The following is an 18,534-nucleotide window of genomic DNA, read 5'->3' on the forward strand; positions in this document are numbered from 1 at the left end:
GCTAAAACCAGAAACAACATCAATGTGAACTGGTAAATATAATAATTATGAGGACTGGCAATTATGAGCATGATACAAGACAACATCGACCCAATCGAATTTGCCTCACGCGATGAAATCGAGTCATTACAGTATTCTCGGATGAAGTGGACACTCACTCACGCATATGAAAATGTGCCTATGTACCGTAAGAAATTCGACGATGCAGGGGTACATCCTGACGACTTTAAACAACTTAGTGATATCGAAAAATTCCCTTATACAACAAAGCAAGATTTACGTGAAAACTACCCATTTAGTACTTTCGCAGTGCCAATGGACCAAATTATTCGTATTCATGCATCCTCTGGCACGACAGGCCGCCCGACAGTTGTTGGCTATACCCAACGGGATATCGATAATTGGGCTGATTTAATTGCCCGTAGCCTACGCTCAGCGGGGACTGTTCGCGGTGATAAAGTTCATGTCGCCTATGGTTATGGTTTATTTACCGGTGGTCTAGGTGCTCACTATGGTGCAGAGCGCCTTGGTGCTGCGGTGATCCCAATGTCTGGTGGCCAAACAGAAAAGCAAGCGCAACTAATCGCCGATTTTAAGCCTGATGTCATTATGGTAACCCCATCGTATTGCTTAAGTATCATCGATGAGCTTGAAAAAATCATGGGTGGAGATGCTAGTAAGTGCTCACTTAGATTAGGTGTATTTGGTGCGGAACCTTGGACTGAATCACTACGCTCAGAAATTGAAACTCGCCTTGGGATCAAAGCATTAGATATTTATGGTTTATCAGAGGTCATGGGGCCAGGCGTAGCTATGGAGTGTGCTGACGCAGGCGCTAGCGGCCCAACCATCTGGGAAGACCATTTTTACCCAGAAATCATTTCCCCTGATACACTTAAAACACTGGGGGATGGTGAACATGGTGAGTTAGTGTTTACTACCCTGACAAAAGAGGCTATGCCTGTTATTCGCTATAGGACTCGTGACCTGACTCACTTAATGAGCGGGGTAAATCGTAATATGCGCCGTATTGGTAAAATTACTGGTCGCTCTGACGATATGATGATTATACGTGGCGTAAATGTCTTCCCTTCCCAAATTGAAGAACAAATTATGCAATTCAAAGAGCTATCTCCACATTACCAATTAGAAATTGGTCGCCAAGGTAATATGGATAATTTGTCAGTCCGCGTGGAGCTCAAGCACCCTGAGCAACTTACCTATGATGAGCGCTGCAATATTTGCCATCATTTAAAACATCGTATCAAATCGATGGTAGGGATTAGCACCCGGATCAGTATTGTCAATTGCGGTGATATCCCCCGCTCCCAAGGTAAAGCGGAGCGTGTTATTGATACTCGAATTGCGATTTAATTCAACTCATTAAGGCATATTGAAGTTAGCTTATTTGGTATGCCTTAATGCCAAAAAAATAGCACTAATTAAAGGTAATGGAAGACAACTTTTAAATTTATGTCTACTATTCAGTAAGCCTTCTGATACATAAATTTTATAGATGAAATATAAATGGATAATAAACTCAGCCAATTTATACAACATGCCATAGAAAGCCAGCCCATTAGCGGGACCTCTCTGATTAGCTCACTCTACGGTGATGCTTTACATCACCGCGGAGGCGAGGTGTGGTTAGGCAGTTTAACCAAACTATTAGAGCCGATGGGGTTTAGCGATCGCTTTGTTCGCACTTCTGTGTTTCGTTTACAAAAAGAAGGCTGGCTAGATGTTGAGAAAATTGGTCGCCGTAGCTACTACCGCATTTCTGAACGCGGGCAAAGCCGATTCCGCCGAGCAGAAAGTAAAATCTACCTTGCTGAACAACCTGATTGGGATGGGAAATGGGAACTACTATTATTGGAAGCGGCTGATAAAGATGAAAAAACCAGGCTAAAAAAAGAACTTAGCTGGCTAGGGTTTGGCCAATTTAATACCTCTCTCATGGCAGCACCTAGCTGCGCACAAGCTGATGTTCCTTCTCTATTAAATGAGCTCAATGCCACTGAGCACGCCATCTATTTTCATGCAGATTACCCTTATAGCCGTTCAGAAAAAAACTTGAAAGAGTTAGTATCACAAGCTTGGTCTTTGCAAGAAATATCAGAGCATTACCACCAATTTATTTCATTATTTAGGCCCTTGGCACTACTCCTTAAAGAGAATACTGAGCCACAAATATCCCCAGAACATTGCTTCCAATTACGTTTGTTGTTAATTCACTTCTATCGCCGAGTCACACTAAAAGACCCTTTGTTGCCTGATGAACTGCTTCCAGCACAATGGGAGGGCCATATTGCTCGCCACCTTTGTACCAATATTTACCAACGAATTGACCAAGCCGCAACACAATATGTTTCAGAACGATGTGAAACCACGGTAGGGGAACTTCCTCAACCTTCGAGCGCCTACTATCGGCGTTTTGGCGGAGTTTTAAGAGATATCGCCGCCTAAACTTATATTAAAGGAGCCTATATGCCTTTTTATCAAATTGATGGTATTACACCTGTTGTCAGCACTGAAAGCTTTGTTCACCCTACCGCGGTTGTCATTGGTGACGTAATCATTGGCAAAAATGTCTATATCGGCCCCAATGCCAGCTTACGAGGTGATTTTGGCCGCTTGATCATTAAAGATGGTGCCAATATTCAAGATAATTGCATCATGCATGGGTTTCCACAGTACGAAACCATCGTCGAAGAAGAAGGGCACATCGGTCATGGTGCGGTTTTGCATGGTTGCCATATCAAACGTAACGCTTTAATCGGTATGAATAGCGTGATTATGGATGGAGCAGTAATTGGTGAAAACTCAATTGTGGGCGCCTGTGCCTTTGTAAAAGCTGAGGCCATATTTCCAGAAAATAGCTTGATTGTTGGAACGCCTGCCAAAGTGTTACGTGCGTTATCAGACAAAGAAATTGCTTGGAAAAGCAGTGGGACAAAAGATTACCAAAATTTAGTGATCCGCTGCCTAAGTACCTTTAAAGAAGTTGCCCCTTTACAGGAAGTTGAAACCAACCGTCCTAAACTTAGCTTTGAGAACATCATTCCCAAATCTCAGCTATAGAATGAAAAAGGAGCAAACCTATTTGCTCCCTCTTTTGGGCCAAAACCAGATAACATCACTTCGCTTTATTACCAAATGGGGGTTTAGCGAACCACACTGTAATAATCAATGCGATAAATACCCAGCCACATAACCAGAAAATTTCATTAGCCGCGATAATCAGCCCTTGGTTGGTAATTTCCTTCGCAATAAAACCAGATGTTTGTTCTGTACTGAGCCCATGAGCGGCCATACCTTGGTACATATCTAAAGATTCAGGGTTGTAATCCGTAATATGCTCTGTCAGTTGACTATGATGAAGGGCTTCTCTATCGCTCCACATAGTCGTAGTAATTGAAGTCCCAATCGACCCTGCTAAGGTACGGAAAAAGTTGGCTAAACTAGAGGCAGAGGCAAGTTTTTCCGGAGGTAACCCTGATAACGTCAATGTCGTCAACGGCATAAAGAAACAAGCTACGGCCATGCCTTGCACTAACTGCGGCCATACTACCGCAGAAAACCCCATGCTCGGTTCAAAAGTATACGCCCGCCAAAAAAAGCAAATCGCATAAAACACAAAACTAAAGGTGACTATCCAGCGAATATCGAGGAAATCGGAGAGTTTTGCGACTGGTGCCGAAAAAAGTACAGGAAGCAAGCCTATCGGTGCTAAAGCAAGCCCAGCCCATGTGGCAGTATAACCATAAACTTCCTGTAAAAGTTGCGGCAACAATACAATCGCCCCAAAATATGCCATATAGGCCAAGCTAACTGACACCGTCCCTATCGTAAAATTACGCGACTTAAAGAGAGATAGTTCAACAATTGGATTTTTATCTGTTAGCTCCCAAATCACTAAGAACACCAGTGCAATGGCTGAAATCACGCCTAATATGACAATTTCATTTGAAGCTAACCAACCTAGCTCCTTGCCTTTATCTAACAACACCTGTAAACAGCCTACACCTACCGATAACAATGCTAAGCCAATCACATTAAACGGCACTTTCACTATGGTTGATTCCATTCCTCTTAAGATGATAGAACCGACAATAATCACAAAAATACCGAGTGGTATATTCATGAAAAAGATCCAACTCCAGTGGAAATTATCACTGATATAGCCACCAAAAATAGGGCCGAATACCGGCGCTAAAATAATCGTCATTGACCAAAATGCCAATGCCATATTTTGCATTTTAGGTGGATAACAACGCATGATCAGGCTTTGTGACAGTGGGATAACCGGCCCAGCAACCGCACCTTGTAAAACACGATACAGAATCAGCATTCCTAAACTATCAGAGAAACCACAAAGCAATGAAAATAAAGTAAAAAGTGCGGTTGCCCATAAGAAAACCCGTATTTCTCCAAAACGCTTGGCAAGGTAACCGGAAATAGCGATAGAGATTGCATTCGATACCCCAAAAGAAGTGATGACCCATGTCCCTTGAGACACGGAAACACCAAGATTACCGGCAATCGTTGGGATAGCGACGTTAGCAATTGTTGAGTCGAGAACCTGCATAAAAGTCGCAAGGGATAACGCAATGGTTGCCCATACCAGCTTCGCCCCCTTCAGCGGTTGAATATCTGCCACAATAGCTCCTTTCAGGCTAATCTGCGTTATTCGTAATAATGGTGTCGATTATCTGGTCAACATCATTAAGTTTTAAGACCAGCGCATCACTTTCAAATGCAGGTGTTGTGCGCTGAACTTCCGCTAAAACTGGGCCACTTTGGTCTTTAATATCAATAGTTACATTCATTGATAAGCCAATACGAAGTGGGTATTTTGCCACTTGTTCAGGGTCTAATTCGATACGTACGGGCAAACGTTGAACAACTTTGATCCAGTTACCCGTCGCATTTTGTGCAGGTAATAAAGAAAATGCACTCCCTGTCCCCATGTCTAGCCCCACAACGGTGCCACTGTACACAATATCTTCGCCATAAAAGTCACTATTAATAGTCGCAGATTGACCAATACGCACTTTCTCTAACTGGGTTTCTTTAAAGTTGGCATCTACCCACACTGGCTGAACAGGGACAATTGCCATTAATGAGCTTTGTGGGCTAACTTGGGAACCCACTTGGACATTACGCCGCGAAACGTACCCTGTCATTGGGCTTTTAATTTCTGTCCGCTGCAAATTAATCCATGCACTGCGCACGCTATCAGCCGCTTGTAAAATTGCAGGTTGCTTTTTCAACTCGGTGTTGCGTAACAAAGCGCGATTTGCATTATATTGTTGAATGGAAATATCGAGCGCGGCTTGCGCAAGCTGTACGGCTTCTTGGGAGTGTTGTAAATCTTCTTTTGAGATCGTCCCACTACGCCCTAACGCTGCTCTGCGCTGATAGTCTTGTTGGGCTTGCGCAAGTGTCACCCGATTTTTTTGGATTTGTGCCTGATATTCATCGCCATTGATATATAACTCTTTGGTTTTGCGCACAGTAGTGGCAAGGTCATGTTTCGCTTGTTCGTAGGATAGTTGTGCATTGGTTTTGTCTAACACCACCAATACATCCCCAGCTTTAACTAAGTCGGTATTTTCGAAATTAACTTGGGTAACATTCCCTGTTGTTTGCGCAACAATGGGGATTTGTAGGCCTGAAACATAAGCATCATCGGTATATTCTTGAAAACGTAAAATGAGAAACCAATAAATACCATAAGCAACAAATAATAGAATGATAATAATTGTAGCAATAACCATCCATATTTTTCTGCGCTTTTCATTTGTCGTTTTTTGATTATTTATTTCTGTCTGTGGCGATTGGCTCATAATAAGTCTCAAATTCCAAATTCAATATTATGTTTTACTCTATATTTACGGAGTATATATAATAAAGCAATAGACAACACGTACATTAAAATTAAAACCATTCCAAAATAAAAATTAACATCATGATATTTAAACATAAAAAACACAACCCATAATATATGAGATTAATTAAAAACTATAAATCAATCTAATTGAACTAATCTTAATTAGATTGATTAATTTTATAAACATACCTGCACTAACTATTTTATATAAAAATAAAGTTAATTGCACCGACAAATAAAATAACTTAACCTATAATTAATCTTCTTTTTTAGATTAGATAAATACTCAATAGTAAAAATATATTGTGGTTACATTGAATAATAATCGTTTAATCACGACTTAGCCTCTGTAATATCCTCTTGCCCTTACAGATTCGTATATTCTGTTTTTCCCTTCCGTCAAGAACCATAAAGCGCTCACCCTTTGCTGCGGTACTCGTGAAATCATTGTTCTCTTTTTTCGTCACAAACACTCCGTCTACTGTACATTTACTTATCACAAATTTCCCTAACCCAATGTTAAATATTAATTTTATGTTAAGGCTGAAACATCAATGAGCTGTACAAGTTAAGAGTAAGTAAAAAAACTTATTCGAGATCAAATATTGACTATAAATTAGCTAGGCAATTATTTATTTTTGATATGTTTTAGTGATAGTATTCGCAAACAATATAATTATCATTCTCATTTATATTTACAGGGATAATCATGACTTCGAACTATCACTACTCTTTTATTGCCGCAGGGGTTTGTGCGGCATTAGCCACGTTTAATGCTACAGCAGCAGATAACAATTCAGATACCATGGTCGTCAGTGCTTCAGGTTACTCACAACAATTACGTGATGCCCCTGCCAGTGTGACCGTAATCAGCGCAAAACAATTGCAAAATAAACCGGTACGTGATTTAGCTGACGCCGTAAAAGATGTTGAAGGTGTTAGTGTAGTTGGTGCCGCTAATAAACAAGATATTAATATTCGAGGCTTACCCGGCGAGTATACGTTGATCCTTGTGGATGGTCGTCGCCAAAATAGCCGTGAATCGCGTCCAAATGGTAGCGGTGGTTTTGAAGCTGGCTTTATGCCACCTGTGGAAGCGATTGAGCGTATCGAAGTCATCCGCGGACCAATGTCCTCTCTGTATGGCTCCGATGCAATGGGTGGTGTGATTAATATCATCACCAAAAAAGTGACCAATGAGTGGCACGGTAGCGTCACCGCAGGTACCATTATCCAAGAAAATAGTGATAGTGGTAATTCGACTGACGGTAACTTCTACCTGTCGGGGCCATTAATTCAAGATAAATTAGGCTTGCAGTTATATGGTGGTGGTAATTATCGCCAAGAAGATAAAATTTTAGAAGGCCATCATCAGCGCGATAACCGTAGCTTAACCGCAAAATTAACCTTCACTCCACAAGAAAACCAAACCTTCTTACTTGAAGCAGGTCGCAGCACCCAAGAAAAAACCTCTACACCAGGTAAATCAGTTGGTGAGTATGAAATTCGTGGTGATGATAAACAATATAACTCAAAAGACGAATGGCATAATGATCGCAACCATGCCGCCCTTACTTATAAAGGCGAATGGGATACTTTCCATACCGAATTGAGTGTTTACCAAGAACAAACCAAACGTAAAATCAAGTCTCAGGATCGCAATAAAACAACAGGCTACTGGGAAGGTGGCTATGAAGCTCGTGTGCCTGAAATTACTAATACGGTCGTTGATGGAAAAGTGGTCGCTTTCTTGCCAGATAACATTCTTACTGTCGGTGGACAGTATCAATATTCCAAGCTAAAGGACAGTTCTTTAGTCGGAAAAGGCATTATGGAAAAAACCAGTATGTCGGTCGATCAGTCGGCTCTGTTTGTTGAAAATGAATTCACCGCAACTGACGATCTGATCCTCACCGGAGGGCTGCGTTTGGATCACCATGAAACTTATGGTAACCACTGGAACCCTCGGGGTTATGCCGTTTACTATTTAACGGATGAAATTACCATCAAAGGTGGTGTTTCATCTGCATTTCGCGCCCCAACGTTACGTGAAATCAGCAAAGGCTATGGTACCTCAACCCAAGGTGGTAACGGCATTATCTACGGTAATCCAGACCTAAAGCCTGAAAAAAGTATCAGCGAAGAAATCAGTATTGCTTATGATCATGAATCTGGTTTTAATGCCAGCTTAACGCTGTTTAATACTGATTTTAAAAATAAACTCACTAGCTATTCATTGAACAAACCTGATCCTGCACACCCTAAACTTACGTTATACACTTACGATAACGTCGGTAAAGCCAATACCAAAGGGGTTGAAGTTGCAACAGGTATTCCAATTGCCCAAGATTGGAAATTGAGCTTAAACTACACCTATACGGATTCAGAACGTAAAAGTGATGATGAAAAATTAGGTAACGGTATTTCACTCAAGGGCTATGCATTGGATAAAACGCCAAAACATATGGCTAACGCAAAATTGGACTGGCAGTACAGCGAAGATTTAAGCCTATATACCCGTGCACGCTATGAAGGCAAACAAATATGGGCAGCACAACGTAATGGTTCTAAGTACCCGCGTTATCGTAGCGGTTACACCACTATGGATGTTGGTGCAACTTACCAATTGTTTAAAAATACTAAGCTTAATTTTGCTGTGTTAAATATTGGTAATGAAAAAGGCCCTGCGATTGATAAAAATTATGGCAACTGGGACGTCGAAGACGGACGCCGTTATTGGGCAAACGTCAACGTCAGTTTCTAAGCGCTTATCTTGTTAATTTTTGACGGCTACCTTAATTGAGGTAGCCTCTTTAGCTTAAAAAACCATGAATAAACTGTTAATTTCCAGCTTACTACTGTGTATGACAAGTTCCGCATTAGCACGCCCTAGCCAAACTATCCCTAGTATGGATGAGCGAGTCAGCCAGTTTTACGATATTCAACAAACGGATATGGCATATGGTGACCGCGCATTACGTATCTATAGCGCTGTACCTTATCACTCCACGGTCAAGCGCCCTGTACTGTACATGCTTGATGGCAATGGCCTATACCCCAAAGCGGTTAATCGCGCAGTTGAAAAGCTGCCAGCGGATAAACTACCGATTATTATAGGCCTTGGCTACCCTGTCGACGAAGCATTTCCCAAAGCGTGGCGAACTCTCGACTACACCCCACCCGTTTCAGGTGACGATTTTAAACAAGGTGGCGGTTCCCCTGCGCTATACCAATTTTTAACTCACACAATCCGTCCATGGGTTGAGCAACAGTTTCCTATTGATAAAAGCAAGCAAACTCTATTTGGCCATTCATTTGGTGGGTTATTTACCTTAATGGCTTATCAGCAGCATCCCAATGATTTTCAATTCTACATCACGGCTAGCCCGTCTCTTTGGTGGGGCAAAGGGGAAATGGTCGATTTAGCAAAACTGACGCACCCACAAGCCGCTGCGCCGCTTTTCGTCACATTAGGAGGATTGGAAGAAAGCCCTGATTTATCTAAGCTCAGTCAAGAGCAAATACAGAATTATCAAGAACGTAAAAGCTGGATCAACGCTCGCCAAGTGTGTGAGGAAATACAAAACCAGCAAAGAACCTGTGAATTTACCTTATTTGATGGAAAAACCCACGGTTCGGTGATCCCCGATGCTATTGATAAAGCACTCGAAGTTGCTAGCCAATAGCCGTTAATTAATGGGTTTTAGTAAGTCACTGTATAATTCTGTTAAAACCCCTTTTTCTGCGAATTCCTTACGGATCCATTGAGTCACAAGCCCAGTCGCTGAGTGCTGTGTCGCTAATAACATATGTGAATCCTGCCGCGGGTTTTGTATGTTTTTAGTGACTAACCGGCCAGTCTTTACATGTTCTTTCACCATATAATCAGGCAAAAAGCCAATCCCTTCCCCTAATATCTGACATTGGCATTTAGTATTGAAATCAGGAACTTGTATGGCTTCTTGCCCATGAAGCAGCCATCCTACACGTTTATTAATGGTATGCGCGGTGTCTTCGACCATAATATTGGGATACAAACGCAACTGGCTTTCAGCAATCGGTTCAGGCATTAATGCCAAAGGGTGCGTGGCAGCGATAGCGAATTGCCAATGGATGGCGCCAATTTCAGTGTAATCAATCCCCCCGCCATCCATCAGTGTTCCCGGAGCCCCAATCGCAATATCGGCATGGTTATTAATAATCGCATCCCACACACCATTATACACTTCGGTTGTCACCGTAATATGGCAAGTAGCAAACTGTTTTTTTAATATTTGCAGTAACTTAGCGGTATGGTAAGGCGTATATAATAACTGGTTAATACAAATACGAACTCGCGCTTCAATCCCCTGCTCAATGGAATAAATACTTTTTTGAATTAAATGAAAGTTATTCAGTAGGTCAGTTGCTTTACGATAAAAATAATAGCCAGCTTCTGTCAGCTCAATATTCCGCGTATTACGAATAAATAACGCGACATCCAAATAGGTTTCAATACGTTTAATCGTGTAACTCACCGCAGAGGTTGTCACCCCTAACTCCTCTGCCGCCTTACTAAAACTGGCAAATTTTGCTGCTGTCGTGTAAGTCAGTAAATTTTCTTCAGTGAAAATTGAGTTCATCGTTGTATTCCCAAATTGAACAAAAATAAACCAAACTGTTTTTTTTAAACTCTTAGCACTCAAAATATGATGACTATCTGTGAATAAAATTCAACAGGCTGAATAATAGACTATTTTTCGACCATATATTTATAGCTTAACAGAATTATTCATAACGAGAAGAGGTTTAATTCTATTTAGCTTTTTTAAATACAAAAGCACATTTTTAAATGTGGCTATTAATATTCAAAATACTTAATATTATTGAATTAAATACTCAAACCAAGTATTAACATTCAATGTTAAAATGATCAAACAATTCACAATCTTAACAAATTTAATACTTTCAAGTTGATGTCCATCACAGAACTGATCAAATCATTATTAGCCTGTTTAATTAACAAAAAAAATCACACTATTTTGGCTATAAAACACCCAAAACACATCAAAAAACGATGAAAAATAATGCTTACACGCACAAAAAAGGCTTATTGTTGAATTGAATTCAATAATCGAGTGCTTAATTGATGAATTAAATTTAAACGGATTCTTTTTATTAATGACAATTGCTATGCTTTGGACATCATAAATAATCTTTAAATTGTCTTTATCTATGTTGGTGATAACAATAAACCAACCTAAGGGGAAAATGATGACCTCCAATACTCTCGCTCACGAATTTTTAACTGCAGCTGAACAAGGACAATTAGAATTATTAAAAAATTGCCTTGAAAAAGGTGTGGATATTAACACCACCAACCGTCAAGGCCGCACTGCTATCGTCAATGCTAGCCTGAATAAACATTATGAATGTGTTTCTTTTCTGATTAGTGCAGGTGCTGACATTAATAAACAGGACCAAACTTGTTTTAACCCTTTTTTATTAAGCTGTTTAAATGATGATTTAACATTATTGCGCCTTGTATTACCTGCAAAACCAAATTTAGATTTATTGACCCGCTTTGGTGGCGTTGGAATTACCCCAGCAAGCGAAAAAGGGCATGTAGATATTGTTCGTGAGTTACTCGAAAAAACTGATATCAATGTAAACCATACCAACTTCGTCGGTTGGACACCATTACTTGAAGCAATCGTTTTAAATGATGGTGGCGAAAAGCAACAACAAATTGTCAAATTACTATTAGACCACGGCGCAAACCCGCATATGACCGATAAATATGGTAAAAAGCCGTTAGAGTTGGCTCGTGAAAAAGGCTATAACGAAATAGCTGAATTATTGATTGCCGCTGGGGCATAATCGAACCGTCCCGATCAGGAGGCATGTGAACGCATCCATATCTCATCGGCAAAGGTTATACGGGCTTACGGCTGATACACATTTTCTTCAGGTTTTACATCAGCCGCAGCTTACAGGAAAAGTAGAGCAGGTTTTCAATAAAGCGATAAATATCTCAATAGGCAATATTCTTTATACTTTATTAAGCTCTCAGTTAGACAATGCACCAAATAGTTGCCGATTAATAAATAAAGACTTTTCTCTTTTAACCTTAAAAGTAGGAGACCCAATTTATTTTTCAGATAATGAAATGGTTATTGATGAAAATTATTTAATTTCATTTTCGTTATGTAAAAAATGGCAATCACCCATTATTATTTTTGATTATAAAAAATTAACTAACCCAGATTATTTATTATATATAGCAAACCAAATAAAAAGTTTGGACATAATTTTAAATCATAATGTGGATTCCCTATTTAATTATCAGGGAAATAACGTCTTTTATCTATCAATAGCTAAACAACTGGCTCAGTTACGGTTAAAACTGATTGATTTATTGATTAATAAAGACCAACAAAAATTACCCCATATCATTCGCCAATTTGTTGGCTTAGGTATCGGTTTAACACCATCCGGTGATGACTATTTAGTTGGGTTAATGGCATTTTTATTGTTAAAGGAGCACCCTGCTTTTGCTTTTTATCCTGAGTTTTATCAAGGAATTATTCAAAGCAAAAGCCAAACAACGCCTATAAGTGCCATAACCCTAGAGAAAGCCTTAAACCAAGAATATCGTGAAAATATGCAGCAATTAATTCAAATGTTAGTTGATGCGAAAGAGACAAATATTTATCCACAATTTTTAGAGATTTTAAATATCGGGTCAAGTTCTGGCAGCGACATGCTATTTGGCTTACGTGATGCCCTGTATCTCACCCATTATTTCGGAGAAAACTATGTCGACTAAAGTTGTCATAAAAAAGAATACTTATTTTGATTCCGTGTCACTGATGTCTATTTCAACAAAGGCCAATCAACTTGATAATGTTGAACAAGCCTTTGTTGCGATGGCAACAGAAATGAATAAAGGCGTACTCAGAAATTTAGGGCTATTAACCCCTGAATTGGAAGAGGCTAAAAATGGCGATTTAATGATTGTCATTAAAGGGCCAAGCGATGATGCTAACGATGCCACATTAATTGCTATTGAAGACTTATTTAATAAAAAAAACCAAGGTGGTGGCCAACACGAAGCCAAATATGCCACGGTTAATTCTGCGAAAACCCACATCCCCGATGCTAACCTTGCGGTAATCTCTGTGAATGGCCAATTTGCCGCCCGTGAAGCCCGCATTGCATTAGAAAACGACCTCAACGTGATGTTATTTTCTGACAACGTTTCAATTGAAGATGAATTAGCACTCAAACAACTCGCTAGCAAGAAAGGTCTACTCATGATGGGCCCAGACTGCGGAACCGCAATTATCAATGGCACTGCATTGTGTTTTGGTAATAGCGTGCGCCGTGGCAGCATTGGGATCATCGGTGCATCCGGTACTGGCAGCCAAGAGCTCAGCGTTCGTATTCATGAATTTGGTGCAGGTGTTTCTCAACTAATTGGTACCGGTGGCCGCGATTTAAGTGAGAAAATTGGCGGGATCATGATGATTGATGCCCTAAAGATGTTAGATGCCGATGATGAAACCCAAGTTATTGCCCTCATTTCTAAGCCACCAGCCGCCGCTGTTGCAAAGAAAGTACTAGAACAAGCTGAAAAATGCCACAAACCAGTCGTTGTTTGTTTCTTAGGTAGCCAGCCTCTACCAGAAGATAAAACTGGGCTAACGTTTGCACAAAGCACCAAAGAGGCGGCACTAAAAGCAGTGCTATTAACGGGTATTCGTAAAGAAGATTTAGATTTACATTCTCTAAACTGGCCTTTAATTGAAGAAGTCAGAGCGAAGCTCAAACCTGAGCAAAAATATATACGTGGCTTATTCTGTGGCGGAACGCTATGCGATGAAGCGATGTTTGCCGCTTTGGAAAAATACGATGATGTTTACAGCAATATTCAACCAAACCCTGACTACCGCCTGAAAGACTTAAATCAAAGTATCGCTCACACTTTCCTCGACTTTGGTGATGATGATTTCACTAATGGTAAACCTCACCCAATGATCGACCCGACCAACCGTATCGAACGCTTATTACAAGAAGCTCGCGACCCTGAGGTCGGCGTGATTATGATGGACTTTGTTTTAGGCTTCGGTTCTCACGAAGACCCCGTTGGCGTCATGATTGATGCTATCAAAGAAGCTAAAAACATCGCTAAACAAGATGGTCGTGAACTTGAAATTTTAGGCTATGTACTCGGTACGGACCAAGATACTCCATCCATGGATGCACAAGTCAAAATGCTGACAGATGCAGGGGTCATCTGGGCAAGTAGCAGCACCAATACGGGTTTATTAGGACGTGAGTTTGTGTGGAAAGGGGAGAACGCATAATGACTTCATTATTTAAACAACCGCTAAATGTTATCAACGTTGGCATCGAGATGTTCAGTGATGACCTGAAAAAACAACATGTTCCAGTCACTCACCTAAACTGGACGCCTCCAGGACAAGGGAACGTGGCAGTGATCCGCGCCCTCGACCAAATTGAAGGTAATGCGGCATTACAAGAAAAAATTGCAGCGGCTAACGCACAAGCCCTTGAGCGCATTATTCAATCCCAACCAGTATTAGTTGGCTATGACCAAGCGATTAATGTGGTACCGGGCATGACTAAAAACACCATCCTACACGCCGGTCCACCCGTTGCTTGGAAAGACATGTGTGGAGCTATGAAAGGGGCAGTTACTGGTGCGCTGGTCTTTGAAGGGCTCGCGAAAGATTTAGCCGATGCAGAGCGCGTAGCGGCATCTGGTGAGGTTATTTTCTCCCCTTGCCATGAACACGACTGTGTTGGGTCAATGGCTGGGGTAACGTCTGCATCTATGTTTATGCATATCGTTGAAAACAAAACCTATGGCAACCGCGCATTCACCAACCTCAGTGAACAAATGGCGAAAATCCTACGCATGGGTGCCAATGACCAAAGCGTTATTGACCGTTTAAATTGGATGCGTGATGTATTAGGGCCAATGCTACGCGACGCAATGAAAATTGTAGGTGAAATTGACCTGCGTTTAATGCTAGCCCAAGCCTTACACATGGGGGATGAGTGCCATAACCGTAATAACGCTGGTACCACCTTACTGATCCAAGCATTAACGACAGGAATTATTCAAACTGATTTCTCTGTCGCACAACAAAAAGAAGTGTTTGATTTTGTGGCAAGTAGTGATTACTTCTCCGGCCCAACTTGGATGGCAATGTGTAAAGCATCAATGGATGCAGCACATGGTATTGAATACAGTACCGTTGTCACCACCATGGCTCGTAATGGTTATGAATTTGGTTTACGTATCAGCGGATTACCGGGTCAGTGGTTTACAGGGCCTTCACAGCAAGTTATCGGCCCAATGTTTGCAGGTTATAAGCCTGAGGATTCTGGCTTAGATATTGGTGACTCGGCAATCACAGAAACCTACGGTATTGGGGGCTTTGCAATGGCAACCGCACCTGCCATCGTTGCGCTGGTTGGTGGTACGGTAGAAGAGGCGGTAGATTTCTCACGTCAAATGCGCGAAATCACACTCGGTGAAAACCCGAATGTGACTATCCCATTACTCGGCTTTATGGGTATCCCGACAGCCATCGATATTACCAAAGTTTCAGCCAGCGGTATTTTACCTGTTATCAACACAGCAATTGCCCACAAAGATGCAGGTATCGGTATGATTGGAGCAGGTATTGTTCACCCGCCATTTGATTGCTTTGAAAAAGCCATGTTGGCCTACGCACAGAAATATGCTTAGTTTTCAATCATAAAAAAGACGCCCAACTTCGGTTGGGCAATAAAAATAAAACAAATACCCTGAATATTCAGCAACACAGATAAACTGCAACTTTGAATATCATGATATACACCCTCTAGCGTGTATACCCTAAATAATTTGAGTTGCAGCAAGGCGGCAAACGAAGATATCCCAAGGAGCATACTCATGTATGTGACTTAGATAGCTAAGAGCAGCCAACACAGCTGTGGCTCAAAGTATGACGGGTATACAGGGGAATACTATATGAGTATATTTAATATAAAGTGGAAACGTGGGGACTTGGCTGCCTATTTTGGCTTAATGACCAATAACTTAACTAATCTACTCACCATGATGGGCTTATTAATTTTCGTTGTTGGTATCCCATCTGAACTTGTTTATGGTCGCATTGCACCCGCTTTTGGTCTCGCCGTTTTACTTGCCAGTATTAGCTATGCTTACTTTGGCCAGCAAATGATCAAACAAACAGGGCGCAGCGATGTAACCGCTCTGCCATCAGGGCCAAGTGCACCTTCTATCTTCACCGTGACCTTCTTAGTCATTATGCCGGTGTACCAAACCACGCAGAATGCTGAGTTTGCTATCCAAATCGCATTGGTTTGGTGTTTCGTTGAATCAATGATCCTCGTTGGTGGCTCATTCTTAGGCGAAACTATCCGTAAAATGATCCCTCGTACGGTGCTGTTATCTTGTCTTTCTGGGCTTGGGCTATTATTGCTAGCAATGAACCCAATGCTGCAAGCCTTTGAAGCACCAACCGTTTCATTTATTGTTTTATTATTAATTTTCATTAACTGGTTTGGTAAAAAGCCTATCTTTGCACGCATTCCTACCGGTTTATTATTGCTTATCGCGGGAACAGTACTTGCGTGGGCTTCTGGGCTGCAAAGTGCAGAGGCAATAAAAGACTCTATGGCGTCATTCGGCTTTAACCCTCCAGGGATTCATATTGACAGCTTCTTCCAAGGCTTACCGCATGCACTTCCATATTTAGCTTCTGCGGTACCATTGGGCTTAGCAAACTATATCTTTGACCTTGAAAACATTGAAAGTGCTCACGCTGCAGGTGATGAATACAATACCCGTAAGGTTATGTTAGCTAACGGCTTATCTTCAACTGTTGGCTGCTTCATGGGTAACCCATTCCCAGTCACTGTTTATGTTGGGCATGCTGGCTGGAAAGCAATGGGGGCCAGTGTTGGTTATACGCTAGCATCAGGTATCACCATGTTTATTGTCCCATTGTTTGGTATCGGTGCATTCATGCTCGCTATCATTCCAATGACAGCTATCGTACCAATATTGGTGTTTATCGGTGTTGTCACTGCCAACCAAGTGGTACGAGAAACACCGAAGATTGAAGTGCCTGTTATCTTTATCTGTCTATTCCCATGGATTGCTAACTGGGCGCTCACTATGGTCAACAGTGTGATGGGGGCCGCAGGGACGTCAGCAAGTGCAATAGGCGTTGAAACATTACTACACAAAGGTGTTTATTATCAAGGCCTTGTACACTTAGGTAACGGTGCGCCATTGGCAAGTATGCTATGGGGTTGTATCGCTATCTTCGCTATCCTCAACCAACCACTACGTGGGGCAATTGCTGCGGCAGCTGGCGCAATATTAGTATTCTTTGGAATTATTCACTCCCCAGCAGTAGGAATTGCAACCGGTTCAACCTTGATGTTTGTTTACGCTTACCTCATGATGGCAGCTTTATTTGTACTCAAATATTTTTTAGATAGCCGTAAATCGGTGGAAGAACAACAAGCTGAACAATCTGAGAAACTCAGTAAGTCAGTGTAATCAAACCAACCTTTTATAGCCGGTGTCTACAGTACACCGGCTGTGAGCTAAATCTCTGTATCAGGAAACATTAACAATGAAAGAACTCGTGGTTGTTGCCATCGGGGGCAACAGTATTATCAAAGATAACAACAGCCAGTCTATCGAAGCTCAAGAAAAAGCCGTTCAAGAAGTGGCACTGCATATTAGTGACATGCTTGAGGGCAACTACAACATTGTTTTGACCCATGGAAATGGACCCCAAGTTGGATTAGACCTACGCCGCGCTGAAATAGCCCATGAAACAGAAGGTTTGCCGTTAACCCCCCTTGCTAACTGCGTCGCTGATACTCAAGGTGGCATTGGCTATTTAGTTCAGCAGGCACTCACTAACGTGCTAGCGAAACGTCACAATCGCCAAGCTATTACAGTTGTTACACAAGTTGAAGTCGATAAGAACGACCCTAACTTTAGCGCCCCAACCAAGCCAATTGGTGCATTTTTTACAGAACAACAGGCTAAAGAATTACAACAAGCGAACCCGAGCTGGCATTTTGTCGAAGATTCCGGTCGAGGCTATCGCCGAGTAGTCGCATCTCCAGAACCAAAACGTGTGGTTGAATCAAAAGCGATCCGTACCTTAACGGAACATGACTACGTAGTGGTTGCAGCTGGAGGCGGTGGCATTCCTGTTATTCAAAATGGCAATGGTGGCTACCAAAGCGTTGATGCAGTGATAGATAAAGACCTCTCCACGACATTACTGGCGAAAGAATTAAATGCCGATATTTTGATTATTACTACCGGTGTCGAAAAAGTCTGCATTCACTTCGGTAAACCAGAGCAAAAAGCTCTTGGTGAAACGACCACTAGCGACATGCAACGCTATATGGAAGAAGGCCATTTCCCCGCAGGCAGTATGTTACCGAAAATCGAAGCGAGCCTGTCATTTATTGCCAATGGCGGTAAACGTGTGATTATCACCACACCAGAAAAACTACCGGAAGCCTTACGAGGTGAGACGGGAACCCATATCATCCAAGGGTAAGGGTTATTTACAACGTACCATTAT

General features: G+C 41.5%; 14 protein-coding genes. 11 read left to right on the forward strand and 3 right to left on the reverse strand.

Annotation, left to right across the window (positions count from 1 at the left end):
- The first annotated feature begins 63 nt into the window (after positions 1-63).
- From paaK to paaY, 3 genes are all read left to right on the forward strand, one after another.
- Positions 64-1,374, forward strand: coding sequence for a phenylacetate--CoA ligase PaaK (gene paaK, locus ACIPUA_RS12990; protein WP_042843380.1), 1,311 nt, complete (start codon positions 64-66; stop codon positions 1,372-1,374).
- Positions 1,375-1,527: 153 nt separating this feature from the next.
- Complete coding sequence (gene paaX, locus ACIPUA_RS12995) at positions 1,528-2,466, forward strand: phenylacetic acid degradation operon negative regulatory protein PaaX (protein ID WP_042843379.1); 939 nt, start codon at positions 1,528-1,530, stop codon at positions 2,464-2,466.
- A 21-nt stretch (positions 2,467-2,487) separates the two neighbouring features.
- Positions 2,488-3,081 (forward strand): phenylacetic acid degradation protein PaaY, encoded by a 594-nt coding sequence (gene paaY, locus ACIPUA_RS13000; RefSeq protein ID WP_042843378.1) that lies wholly within the window; start codon positions 2,488-2,490, stop codon positions 3,079-3,081.
- Positions 3,082-3,136: 55 nt separating this feature from the next.
- On the opposite strand, the gene ACIPUA_RS13005 is transcribed toward paaY, so the two are convergent.
- Together ACIPUA_RS13005 and emrA are read right to left on the reverse strand one after the other, a co-directional pair.
- Positions 3,137-4,660, reverse strand: a complete 1,524-nt coding sequence (locus ACIPUA_RS13005) for a DHA2 family efflux MFS transporter permease subunit (protein ID WP_129466924.1) — start codon at positions 4,658-4,660, stop codon at positions 3,137-3,139.
- Positions 4,661-4,676: 16 nt separating this feature from the next.
- Positions 4,677-5,849, reverse strand: a complete 1,173-nt coding sequence (gene emrA / locus ACIPUA_RS13010; protein WP_042843376.1) for a multidrug efflux MFS transporter periplasmic adaptor subunit EmrA — start codon at positions 5,847-5,849, stop codon at positions 4,677-4,679.
- A 753-nt stretch (positions 5,850-6,602) separates the two neighbouring features.
- On the opposite strand from emrA, the gene ACIPUA_RS13015 reads away from it, so the two are divergent.
- Together ACIPUA_RS13015 and ACIPUA_RS13020 are read left to right on the forward strand one after the other, a co-directional pair.
- Positions 6,603-8,657, forward strand: a complete 2,055-nt coding sequence (locus ACIPUA_RS13015; RefSeq protein WP_042843375.1) for a TonB-dependent receptor domain-containing protein — start codon at positions 6,603-6,605, stop codon at positions 8,655-8,657.
- 64 nt (positions 8,658-8,721) lie between these two features.
- Positions 8,722-9,579, forward strand: coding sequence for an alpha/beta hydrolase (locus tag ACIPUA_RS13020; RefSeq protein WP_449059760.1), 858 nt, complete (start codon positions 8,722-8,724; stop codon positions 9,577-9,579).
- Between the two features lie 3 nt (positions 9,580-9,582).
- Here ACIPUA_RS13020 and ACIPUA_RS13025 read toward each other — a convergent pair whose 3' ends face one another.
- The gene (locus ACIPUA_RS13025; protein ID WP_042843373.1) at positions 9,583-10,515 is read right to left on the reverse strand and encodes a LysR substrate-binding domain-containing protein; all 933 of its coding nucleotides are present in this window, start codon (positions 10,513-10,515) and stop codon (positions 9,583-9,585) included.
- Between the two features lie 631 nt (positions 10,516-11,146).
- Here ACIPUA_RS13025 and ACIPUA_RS13030 point away from each other — a divergent pair.
- The 6 genes from ACIPUA_RS13030 (at position 11,147) to ACIPUA_RS13055 (ending at position 18,510) form a co-directional block, all read left to right on the forward strand.
- Positions 11,147-11,752: an ankyrin repeat domain-containing protein gene (locus tag ACIPUA_RS13030; protein WP_048605491.1), complete on the forward strand. Its 606-nt coding sequence runs from the start codon at positions 11,147-11,149 to the stop codon at positions 11,750-11,752.
- A 25-nt stretch (positions 11,753-11,777) separates the two neighbouring features.
- Positions 11,778-12,701 (forward strand): DUF2877 domain-containing protein, encoded by a 924-nt coding sequence (locus ACIPUA_RS13035; protein WP_449059761.1) that lies wholly within the window; start codon positions 11,778-11,780, stop codon positions 12,699-12,701.
- The gene (fdrA, locus tag ACIPUA_RS13040; protein ID WP_449059762.1) at positions 12,691-14,241 is read left to right on the forward strand and encodes an acyl-CoA synthetase FdrA; all 1,551 of its coding nucleotides are present in this window, start codon (positions 12,691-12,693) and stop codon (positions 14,239-14,241) included. The genes ACIPUA_RS13035 and fdrA overlap by 11 nt, the downstream gene beginning before the upstream one ends.
- The gene (locus ACIPUA_RS13045; protein ID WP_042843366.1) at positions 14,241-15,656 is read left to right on the forward strand and encodes a YlbE family protein; all 1,416 of its coding nucleotides are present in this window, start codon (positions 14,241-14,243) and stop codon (positions 15,654-15,656) included. Before fdrA ends, ACIPUA_RS13045 begins: the two co-directional genes overlap by 1 nt.
- A gap of 264 nt (positions 15,657-15,920) precedes the next feature.
- Positions 15,921-17,483: a xanthine permease gene (locus tag ACIPUA_RS13050; RefSeq protein WP_042843365.1), complete on the forward strand. Its 1,563-nt coding sequence runs from the start codon at positions 15,921-15,923 to the stop codon at positions 17,481-17,483.
- A 76-nt stretch (positions 17,484-17,559) separates the two neighbouring features.
- Positions 17,560-18,510 carry a carbamate kinase family protein gene (locus ACIPUA_RS13055; RefSeq protein ID WP_048605495.1) on the forward strand — a complete coding sequence of 317 codons (951 nt, stop codon included), beginning with the start codon at positions 17,560-17,562 and terminating at the stop codon, positions 18,508-18,510.
- The last annotated feature ends 24 nt before the right edge of the window (positions 18,511-18,534 follow it).

The organism is Providencia sp. AGC89 (assembly GCF_053543535.1).

Bases quoted from the DNA above. Each gene is read 5' to 3' on its own strand.
- paaX (WP_042843379.1), top strand. From the start codon at position 1,528: ATGGATAATAAACTCAGCCAATTTATACAACATGCCATAGAAAGCCAG.
- ACIPUA_RS13025 (WP_042843373.1), bottom strand. From the start codon at position 10,515: ATGAACTCAATTTTCACTGAAGAAAATTTACTGACTTACACGACAGCA.
- ACIPUA_RS13055 (WP_048605495.1), top strand. From the start codon at position 17,560: ATGAAAGAACTCGTGGTTGTTGCCATCGGGGGCAACAGTATTATCAAA.
- ACIPUA_RS13015 (WP_042843375.1), top strand. From the start codon at position 6,603: ATGACTTCGAACTATCACTACTCTTTTATTGCCGCAGGGGTTTGTGCG.
- ACIPUA_RS13020 (WP_449059760.1), top strand. From the start codon at position 8,722: ATGAATAAACTGTTAATTTCCAGCTTACTACTGTGTATGACAAGTTCC.
- ACIPUA_RS13045 (WP_042843366.1), top strand. From the start codon at position 14,241: ATGACTTCATTATTTAAACAACCGCTAAATGTTATCAACGTTGGCATC.
- ACIPUA_RS13050 (WP_042843365.1), top strand. From the start codon at position 15,921: ATGAGTATATTTAATATAAAGTGGAAACGTGGGGACTTGGCTGCCTAT.
- paaY (WP_042843378.1), top strand. From the start codon at position 2,488: ATGCCTTTTTATCAAATTGATGGTATTACACCTGTTGTCAGCACTGAA.
- ACIPUA_RS13030 (WP_048605491.1), top strand. From the start codon at position 11,147: ATGACCTCCAATACTCTCGCTCACGAATTTTTAACTGCAGCTGAACAA.
- fdrA (WP_449059762.1), top strand. From the start codon at position 12,691: ATGTCGACTAAAGTTGTCATAAAAAAGAATACTTATTTTGATTCCGTG.
- emrA (WP_042843376.1), bottom strand. From the start codon at position 5,849: ATGAGCCAATCGCCACAGACAGAAATAAATAATCAAAAAACGACAAAT.
- paaK (WP_042843380.1), top strand. From the start codon at position 64: ATGAGCATGATACAAGACAACATCGACCCAATCGAATTTGCCTCACGC.